The 2147-nt window shown below is 71.8% G+C and carries 3 protein-coding genes; 2 read left to right on the forward strand and 1 reads right to left on the reverse strand.

Features of this window, described 5'->3' with window-relative positions:
• Positions 1 to 599, reverse strand: a 599-nt coding sequence (locus MHW47_RS34810; RefSeq protein WP_239227824.1) for a ThiF family adenylyltransferase, incomplete at its 3' end; no start/stop codon positions are given.
• A 200-nt stretch (positions 600 to 799) separates the two neighbouring features.
• On the opposite strand from MHW47_RS34810, the gene MHW47_RS34815 reads away from it, so the two are divergent.
• A complete protein-coding gene (locus MHW47_RS34815; protein ID WP_239227825.1) occupies positions 800 to 1420 on the forward strand; it encodes a M48 family metallopeptidase in 621 nt (206 codons plus the stop codon).
• Positions 1421 to 1551: 131 nt separating this feature from the next.
• On the forward strand, positions 1552 to 2147 hold a 596-nt coding region (locus tag MHW47_RS34820; RefSeq protein WP_239227826.1), incomplete at its 3' end, for a TerD family protein.

The raw sequence follows: 2147 nt of genomic DNA on the forward strand, positions 1-2147 counted from the left end.
CCCGGACCGGGCGCGGCGCGGCGGACCAGTTGCCGGGCCGCCTGGTCGCGGCGCTCCCCGACCGCCGAGGCCGGCAGCCCGCCCGGCGCCACATCGCCCGGCTCCGTACAGCCACCGTCCAGCACCTCGACCCGGCCCACCCCGGCCCCGGAGAGCACCGAGGCGACGGTCGCACCGACCCGGCCCGCGCCCCGCACCTGCACCCGCATCGAGCGGCGGGCCGCCAGTCTGCGCGCCGCGCCACCGGGCTCGGGGTGTACCACGGAGAGCGATGCCAGATCCGGGCGGTGGCGCTCCAGGACGTCCGCCCGGTCGCGCAGCGCGTCGGCCGCCGGGCCGCCCGCCCGTACGTCGTCCACCAGACCCGCGTCCGTCAGCCGCATCACCAGCGTGTCCACATGGCGCTCGCTCAGGTCCATGGCTCTCGCCTCCTCGTGCAACAGGGCCATGCCTCTGGTGCCGTCGAGCAGTTCCATGAAACATCCCGTCGCGATATCCATCGGGCCGACCTTCACCGCGTGTGCGGGCGTCACTCCGAATTGCACGGTGTCCCCGTCCCGCCATGCGCGGCGCAGTGCGGGCTTCAACATCGGATGCACGGCTTCCCCCGGTCTGTGTGGCCGCTGTGTGACGGCTGTACGCGTTCCATTGCCAGAATGCGGCCGCCCGCCGGAACGTGCGGAAAGTTATCCACAGGCGCGGGGTATTAGTCGTTCAAATGGTGCATGGTGTGGAGCCGATCACGGTGAACCGTGCCGGAGGCGGGACTTCCCGCAGGTGCAGCGGGTAACGTCGGAGCATGCCAGCAGACCCGTCGCCCGGCCTGGCCGGGGAGCCTGCCGTGCCCGATGCCGGATCGCGACGGCGCGGTGCCGACCCGGCCCGCCGCGCCCCGGCGACGAGCGCGGTCGAGGTCCGCAGGAGCGCCCGCCGCAGCAGAACCGTCTCCGCGTATCGCGAGGGCGACCGCACGATCGTGCTCATCCCGGCCCGGATGTCGGAGGCCGAGGAGCGGCGCTGGGTGGATGTGATGCTGGGCAAGCTCGCCGCCCAGGAGAGCCGGCGCATCCCCGGCGACACCGAGCTGGCCGAGCGGGCGGAGCGGCTGTCCGCCCAGTACTTCGGGGGCCGGGCGATGCCCGCGTCGGTGCGGTGGGTGACCAACCAGAACACCCGGTGGGGCTCCTGCACCCCGGCCGAGGGCAGCATCCGGCTGTCGCACCGCCTGCAGGGCATGCCGGAGTACGTCGTGGACTACGTACTGGTCCACGAGCTGGCGCACCTCCTGGTGCCGGGGCACGGGCCGCGGTTCTGGCGCCTGCTGGACGCCTACCCGCGCACCGAGCGGGCCCGCGGTTACCTGGAGGGCGTGGCGGCGGCCGGACGGCTGCCGCAGCTGCCGGCCGCGCGCGGCGAGTGACGTGTGGTGGCACCGGGTGAGCGGAGTCCGGTGTTTCTGTACCGGGTCTGTACCGGCTTCGCCCGGGGCCGGAGTTTGCGGATAGCCTGACGCGACGCATTCACCTTCCGGATGGGGGACGGTCGTTACGCATGGCCAGGGAATTCCAACGCGGCCACAAGGCCAAGATCAGCGATCTCACACCGGGGACGGACCTGTACGTAGGGGTGCAGATCGCCGGACCGGGGCTGAGTTTTGACATCAGCTGCTTCGGACTCGATGCCAATGAGCAGCTCTCCGACGACCGGTATTTCATCTTCTTCAATCAGCCGAAGTCCCCGGAGGAGTCCATTCAGCTCCTCGGCGCGCAGGCCGGTGACACCGAGTCGTTCCGCGTCACCCTGGACCGCATTCCGGCCCACATCCACAAGCTCTCGTTCACCGCGACGGTGGACGGTGCCGGGCAGATGTCCCAGGTCGGGCCCGGTTACATCCGGATCGTGGCGGGCGGCGAGGAAGTCGTCCGGTACGCGTTCACCGGCTCCGAGTTCAGCACCGAGCGCGCGGTCATGCTCGGGGACTTCTACCTGAAGGACGTCTGGCGGTTCGCCGCCGTGGGCCAGGGTTTCGACGGCGGTCTGGAGGCGCTGCTGAAGAACTTCGGCGGCGAGGTCGCCGAGGAGACCCCGGCCGCCGCGCCGCCGCAGGCCGCGGCCCCGTCGTTCGCCCCGCCCGCGCAGGCGCCCCG

The sequence above is a fragment of the Streptomyces sp. OfavH-34-F genome (assembly GCF_022347745.1).
Classification (GTDB): domain Bacteria; phylum Actinomycetota; class Actinomycetes; order Streptomycetales; family Streptomycetaceae; genus Streptomyces.